General features: G+C 69.9%; 7 protein-coding genes and 2 rRNA genes. All 9 read left to right on the top strand.

The window, feature by feature from the left end:
* Window positions 1-506: ribosomal RNA gene (locus G3I41_RS22950) — 23S ribosomal RNA — on the top strand; the annotation flags it as partial.
* A gap of 79 nt (window positions 507-585) precedes the next feature.
* Window positions 586-702 (top strand): 5S ribosomal RNA (gene rrf / locus G3I41_RS22945).
* A 70-nt stretch (window positions 703-772) separates the two neighbouring features.
* Window positions 773-1417 carry an HAD family hydrolase gene (locus G3I41_RS22940; RefSeq protein WP_018104380.1) on the top strand — a complete coding sequence of 215 codons (645 nt, stop codon included), beginning with the start codon at window positions 773-775 and terminating at the stop codon, window positions 1415-1417.
* Window positions 1418-1459: 42 nt separating this feature from the next.
* Window positions 1460-2662 (top strand): MFS transporter, encoded by a 1203-nt coding sequence (locus G3I41_RS22935; RefSeq protein WP_164402285.1) that lies wholly within the window; start codon window positions 1460-1462, stop codon window positions 2660-2662.
* Window positions 2631-3803, top strand: coding sequence for an acetoin utilization protein AcuC (locus tag G3I41_RS22930; RefSeq protein WP_164402284.1), 1173 nt, complete (start codon window positions 2631-2633; stop codon window positions 3801-3803). Before G3I41_RS22935 ends, G3I41_RS22930 begins: the two co-directional genes overlap by 32 nt.
* A 96-nt stretch (window positions 3804-3899) precedes the next feature.
* The gene (locus G3I41_RS22925; protein ID WP_164402283.1) at window positions 3900-4715 is read left to right on the top strand and encodes a phosphatase; all 816 of its coding nucleotides are present in this window, start codon (window positions 3900-3902) and stop codon (window positions 4713-4715) included.
* 127 nt (window positions 4716-4842) lie between these two features.
* Window positions 4843-5055 (top strand): helix-turn-helix domain-containing protein, encoded by a 213-nt coding sequence (locus G3I41_RS22920; protein ID WP_018104376.1) that lies wholly within the window; start codon window positions 4843-4845, stop codon window positions 5053-5055.
* A gap of 110 nt (window positions 5056-5165) precedes the next feature.
* Window positions 5166-5264: an AURKAIP1/COX24 domain-containing protein gene (locus G3I41_RS22915; RefSeq protein WP_003948845.1), complete on the top strand. Its 99-nt coding sequence runs from the start codon at window positions 5166-5168 to the stop codon at window positions 5262-5264.
* Between the two features lie 136 nt (window positions 5265-5400).
* The gene (locus G3I41_RS22910) at window positions 5401-6480 is read left to right on the top strand and encodes an NAD-dependent epimerase/dehydratase family protein (protein WP_164402282.1); all 1080 of its coding nucleotides are present in this window, start codon (window positions 5401-5403) and stop codon (window positions 6478-6480) included.
* Window positions 6481-6538 lie beyond the last annotated feature (58 nt).

Here is a 6538-nt window from a genome sequence, read left to right as displayed (position 1 = left end):
CGGCAGTGGCTTGTGGAAGCGCTGTCGCTCAACGGATAAAAGGTACCCCGGGGATAACAGGCTGATCTTCCCCAAGAGTCCATATCGACGGGATGGTTTGGCACCTCGATGTCGGCTCGTCGCATCCTGGGGCTGGAGTCGGTCCCAAGGGTTGGGCTGTTCGCCCATTAAAGCGGTACGCGAGCTGGGTTTAGAACGTCGTGAGACAGTTCGGTCCCTATCCGCTGTGCGCGTAGGAATATTGAGAAGGGCTGTCCCTAGTACGAGAGGACCGGGACGGACGAACCTCTGGTGTGCCAGTTGTTCTGCCAAGGGCATGGCTGGTTGGCTACGTTCGGAAAGGATAACCGCTGAAAGCATCTAAGCGGGAAGCCTGCTTCGAGATGAGTATTCCCACCAACTTGATTGGTTAAGGCTCCCAGTAGACGACTGGGTTGATAGGCCAGATGTGGAAGCCCGGTAACGGGTGGAGCTGACTGGTACTAATAGGCCGAGGGCTTGTCCTCAGTTGCTCGCGTCCACTGTGTTAGTTCTGAAATAACGAACAGCCGTGTTGTTGCCCGGTTAGTTCTAATTTCATAGTGTTTCGGTGGTCATTGCGTTAGGGAAACGCCCGGTTACATTCCGAACCCGGAAGCTAAGCCTTTCAGCGCCGATGGTACTGCAGGGGGGACCCTGTGGGAGAGTAGGACGCCGCCGAACTCCTTTTGGAAGAGCCCCGTGCCCTTGTGGCACGGGGCTTTTTCGCGTTCCGACCCTCTAAAGTCGTGCCATGCGCTACGAACTTGTCATCTTCGACAACGACGGTGTGCTCGTGGACAGCGAGCCGATCTCCAACACCATCCTGGCCGGCTACCTCACGGAGCTGGGCCACCCCACCTCGTACGAGGAGTCCCTGCGGGACTACATGGGGTCTGCCGTGCATCGCGTCCACGACCTCGTCCAGGAGCGGACCGGGACCAAGCTGCCCGAGGACTTCGACGTCACCCTTCACTCGCGGATCTTCGCCGCATTCGAGGAGGAGTTGGAGCCCGTCCCCGGCGTCGACGACCTGCTGGGCAAGCTGGTCGCCGACGGCGTCCCGTACTGCGTCGCCTCCTCCAGCAGCCACCAGCGCATCCGGGTCAGCCACCGGAAGACCGGGCTCGACCAGTGGTTCGAGGAGGAGTGGATCTTCAGCGCGGAGGACGTCGGCCGGGGCAAGCCGGCGCCCGACCTCTTCCTCCTCGCCGCCGAGCGCATGGGCGTCGCGCCCGAGCGGTGCGTCGTCATCGAGGACAGCCCGCTCGGGGTCGAGGCGGCCCGGGCCGCCGGCATGGACGTCTACGGCTTCACCTCGATGATGCCCGCGGACCGGCTGACCGGTGTGACCGGGTATTTCTCCGACATGAGCCAGCTGCCGGAATTGCTTGCCTGACGCGTCTACCCACGGGTAGAAACTGGCTCTACGCTCGCCGCCATGACAGATGCACGGTTGCGGCACGGCAGGGCGTCCCTCGCGTTGAGCTTCTTCGTGCAGGGGGCCACCTTCGCCCTGCTGGTGACGCGGATCCCCGCGATCCAGGACCGGTACGGGATATCCGACGGCCTGCTGCCCGTGTTCCTCGCCGCCGTCCCGATCCTGGCCGGGGTGGGCAGTGTGCTCACCGAGAAGGTGGTCGCCCGGGTGCGGCCGCGGGTGGTCCTGCGGTGGACGCAGCCCGTCGTCCTCCTCGCGCTCCTCGGCGTCGGCGCCGGCAGCGAGCTCTGGCAGGCCGCCCTCGCGCTCGGGGTGTTCGGTCTTGCCGTCGGCGCGCTGGACGCGTCCATGAACATGATGGGCGTCAGCCTCCAGCGGGCGTACGGGCGCTCCATCATGCTCGGGTTCCACGCCGCGTACAGCCTGGGCGGGATCGCGGGGGCCTCGATGGCGTGGGCCGGGGCGCACTGGGACCTGTCGTTGCTGGTCTCGTACCTTCCGGCGGTCGTGGTGATGCTGCCCGCGGCGTTCGCCGGGAGCCGGTGGTACGTCGAGGGAACCGACGGGACACCGGGTGCCGAGCCGGAGAAGCCGGCGGCCCGGGCGGTCTCCTTCCGGCTGCTGCTGCCGCTGTGCCTGGTCATGGCGTTCGCGTACATCGGGGACTCGACGGTCTCCAACTGGAGCGCCAAGTACCTCCAGGACGTGCTGGGCAGTTCGGAGCAGCTGTCCACCGTCCCGTACAACGTCTACATGGTGACGACGCTGCTGGGGCGGGCCGTCGGGGACCTCGGGGTGCGGCGGTTCGGGGCGGTGGCCGTGGTGCGGAGCGGAAGCGTGCTGGCAGCGGGCGGGTTCGCCGTGGTGGCCGCGGCCGGCGGGGCGTGGACCGGGATGCTCGGGTTCACCCTGCTGGGGCTCGGGCTGTGCGTGATCGTGCCGCAGACCTTCGCGGCGGCCGGGCGGATGTTCCCCGGGACGAGCGACACCGCCATCGCCCGGCTGAACATCTTCAACTACGTGGGCTTCCTCGTCGGCTCCCCGCTCGTCGGGGCGCTCGGGGACGCCTGGAGCTACCGGGGCGCCATGCTCGTCCCGATGGTGCTGGTGCTGGCGACGCTCCTGTACGCCAAGTCGTTCGGCGCGGAACCCGCCCGATACGGTGGCGGGCATGAGCGGCCGCGCACAGCTGATGTGGGATGACGCAGTAACGGGCTACGACTTCGGCGAGAGCCACCCGATGGACCCGGTCAGGCTCGCCCTGACAATGGGCCTGGTGCGGGCGTTCGGCCTCGACCGGGCGGTCGACGTGGTCGCGGCCAAGCCGGCCGGGGACTCCACGCTGCGGCTCGTGCACCGCCCGGACTACGTGGCGGCGGTGAAGGCCGCCTCCGCCGACCCCCGCGCGGCCGACCAGAAGTACGGCATCGGGACCGTGGACGACCCCGCGTTCGCCGGGATGCACGAGGTGTCCGCGCTGATCGCCGGGCAGTCCGTGGCCGCCGCCGAGGCGGTCTGGCGCGGCGAGATCCGGCACGCCGTGAACTTCACCGGCGGGCTGCACCACGCGATGCCCGGCGGCGCGGCCGGCTTCTGCGTCTACAACGACCCGGCGCTCGCCATCGCCCGGCTCCTGGAGCTGGGCGCCGAGCGCGTCGCGTACGTCGACGTCGACGTGCACCACGGGGACGGCGTGCAGGCGGCCTTCTGGGAGGACCCCCGCGTCCTGACGGTCTCCCTGCACGAGCACCCGCGCACCCTGTTCCCGCAGACCGGCTGGCCGGAGGAGACCGGGGCGGGGAGCGGCGAGGGCGGGGCGGTCAACGTGGCGCTGCCGGCCGGGACCGGGGACGCGGGGTGGCTGCGGGCGTTCCACGCGGTGGTGCCCGAGCTGCTGGCCGACTTCCGGCCGCAGGTGCTGGTGACCCAGCACGGGGCGGACACGCACTTCGAAGACCCCCTGGCGCATCTGGCGGTGTCGCTGGACGCGCAGCGCTCGGTGATGGCCGCGTGCCACGACCTGGCGCACACGTACGCCGACGACGGGCGCTGGGTGGCGCTCGGCGGCGGGGGTTACGCGGTGGTGGACGTGGTGCCCAGGTCCTGGACGCACCTGGTGGGCATCGCCGCGCACGCCCCGGTGGACCCGGAGTCGGTGATCCCGTCGTCGTGGCGGGACGAGGTGTACGCGCGGACGCGGCAGTTGGGGCCCGCGCGGATGACGGACGGGCGGACGCCGACGTGGTCGGCGTGGGAGGACGGGTACGACCCGGCGGACCGGCTGGACCAGGCGGTGCTCGCGACGCGTCGGGCGGCGTTCCCGCTGCGCGGGCTGCTCCCCTGACGGGCGGGTTACGGGGGCGAGCACGGTTTACGCCGACTGTGGGGCGTAATCGGGCTTTTGGCCCCCGGGCGGGACGGGTGGGGCAGCATCGGTGGGGTGTTGAGCACCGGAGCGCTGCGTGCGCATCTGCTGGCGGCCCGACTGGCCGGGCCCGTGGCCACCTCGCGTGAGGTGAGCCTGCGGAGTTATCGGCTGTTCGCGGCCAGGGACCCCCGGGTGACGCTCGGTCTCGACCCCGAACGGGGCTGGGACGAGCGCGAGTTGCTGGCGCTGATGGCGGACAGGTGCGGGGTCTCGGACGATCCCGCGCATGTGTCCGGGGCCGACGTCATCGATCCGGAGCGGACGGTGGCGGGGCTCGACGCGTTCGCCGTACGGCTGGCGGATGCGGCGGCCCGGCGGGTGCCGGTGCTGTTCGGGACGGGGCATCCGCACCGGCTGATCGGCTTCTACGCGGCACTGGCAGACGCTTTGTCGTCGGCCGGCTGCCCCGTCCTCACCCCGGCGCAGGGGAGATGTATCGACATAACGACTCGGTTTGGCGTACGCACGTACCACCTCGACTACGTACGGGGTGTCGCGCTGGTGCGTGAACCCGGCGCGGGGGCGGCCGGTGGTGGCACCGGCGCACACTCCCATTCGCCGCTGCCCGTACGGGTCGCGCTGGAGGCCGCCGCGGCCGGGCGCGGACCCGTTCCGGAGCTGGTGGTCGGGGACCACGGATGGGTCTGCGGGGCAGGTCAGCTGGGCATCGAGGCGATCGGGCTGGCCGATACGGACGATCCCGCGCTGTTCGTCGGGGAGGCCGAGGGGCGGGTGGCGGTGGCGGTCCCGCTGGACGACGCGGTGCGGTCCGCGTACTACCTGCCGCTCACGCGCTATGTACTCAATCGCGCCTGTCTGTCACAGTAGCGGCCGATCGTCTCTCCTCTTCCCCACTCGCATCACCCGCCCCTAATCTGGGGAGTGAGCGCACAACGACGAAGAGTCACCGGAGGGGAAGCCGGTGCGCGTCTCGTGCGGAAGGTACAGGTGAGTCATGGCTGCTGACAGCGAGAGTCCTCTGAGCGAGGTCAAATTTCTGACTGTGGCGGAAGTCGCCTCGGTCATGCGGGTGTCGAAGATGACCGTGTACCGCCTGGTGCACAGTGGTCATCTGCCGGCGATCCGGGTGGGCAGGTCCTTCCGGGTGCCGGAGCAAGCGGTTCACGAGTATCTGCGCGAGTCCTTCGTGGGGGTGGCGTCGGCCTGACATTCCCCTCGGATTACGTCCCTCACGCGGTGGCGGGTAGGCTAGGCCGACGTAGGTCGTGTGGGCCCAGACGCCCCGCACCAGTGAAGAAGAAGTGAGCGAGGGTAGTCGTGGGCTCTGTTATCAAGAAGCGGCGCAAGCGGATGGCCAAGAAGAAGCACCGCAAGCTGCTCAAGCGCACGCGCGTTCAGCGTCGCAACAAGAAGTAAGCGAACGCAGTTCGTGGATCCGCAGCCCTCCCGCCGTTCCCGGCGGGAGGGCTGCGGTGCTGTGTGCGGGGGTGTCCACCGGTTACGGTGACGTCCTGACCGACCGAATGCGGGAGACCGACGGAAGGCGCTGATCTTGGGGAAGGTCGTGCTCGTCACGGGAGCGGCCCGGCGGCTGGGCGGCCGTTTCGTCCGGCGCGTCCAGCGTGATCCGGACGTGGAGCGGGTGATCGCCCTCGACGCGGCCGAGCCGGAGCACGAGCTCGGCGACGCCGTCTTCGTACGGGCGGACATCCGCGGGCCCGCCGTCGCCAGAGTGCTCGCCGAGCACGGCGTGGACACCGTCGTCCACCTGGACGTCAGCGGTTTCGCGCTCGGGGCCCAGGGGCGTACGGCGGTCAAGGAGACCAACGTCATCGGCACCATGCAGCTGCTCGGCGCCTGCCAGAAGGCCCCGGCCGTGCAGCGGCTCGTGGTGAAGTCCAGTACCGGGGTGTACGGCTCGGCGCCCCGCGACCCGGCGGTCTTCCACGAGACCACCCCGCCCAAGTCGCTGCCCGGCGGCGGCTTCGCGAAGGACGCGGCCGAGGTCGAGGGGTACGTCCGGGGCTTCGCCCGCCGCCGGCCGGACGTGGCCGTGTGCGTGCTGCGGTTCGCGAACATCCTGGGGCCCGGCGCGGACTCGCCGCTCGCCGACTATCTGTCGCTGCCGGTGCTGCCGACCGTCTTCGGATACGACCCCCGGCTCCAGTTCGTCCACGAGGACGACGTGATGGACGTCCTGTCCATCGCGGCTGCCGAGCCCAGGCGCGGGACGCTGAACAGCGGCACGTTCAACATCGCGGGGGACGGGGTGCTGCTGCTCTCCCAGTGCGCGCGGCGGCTGGGACGGCCGACGGTGCCGATGCTGCTGCCCGCCGTGACCTGGGTCGGGCAGGCGCTGCGGGCGGTCGGTATGACGGACTTCTCGCCGGAGCAGATCCGGCTGCTCACCCATGGCAGGGTGGTCTCCACGGTCCAGATGCGCGAGACGCTGGGGTTCTCGCCCAGGTACACGACGGGGGAGACGTTCGCGGCCTTCGCGCGCAGCCGGGGACCGGGGCTGCTGCCGCCCCGGGCGGTGGGCCGGGCCGTGGACCGCGTGGCCGCGAGCGTGCCCCGGATCGCCGGGCCCGGCCCCGGCGACGACACCCACCCGACTCCGAGCGCCAGGTAGAGGAGCGCAGCGACGATGGCGGATGCCAAGGTCATTCCGTTCGACGACGACCGTTCGC

It is taken from the genome of Streptomyces sp. SID9727, from assembly GCF_010550605.1.
Classification (GTDB): Bacteria; Actinomycetota; Actinomycetes; order Streptomycetales; family Streptomycetaceae; genus Streptomyces.
This window is presented reverse-complemented; position numbering and strand designations above follow the sequence as displayed.

Excerpts from the sequence above, each read along its gene's own strand:
- G3I41_RS22930 (WP_164402284.1), top strand. The coding sequence starts at position 2,631 with ATGAGCGGCCGCGCACAGCTGATGTGGGATGACGCAGTAACGGGCTAC.
- G3I41_RS22940 (WP_018104380.1), top strand. The coding sequence starts at position 773 with ATGCGCTACGAACTTGTCATCTTCGACAACGACGGTGTGCTCGTGGAC.
- G3I41_RS22920 (WP_018104376.1), top strand. The coding sequence starts at position 4,843 with ATGGCTGCTGACAGCGAGAGTCCTCTGAGCGAGGTCAAATTTCTGACT.
- G3I41_RS22935 (WP_164402285.1), top strand. The coding sequence starts at position 1,460 with ATGACAGATGCACGGTTGCGGCACGGCAGGGCGTCCCTCGCGTTGAGC.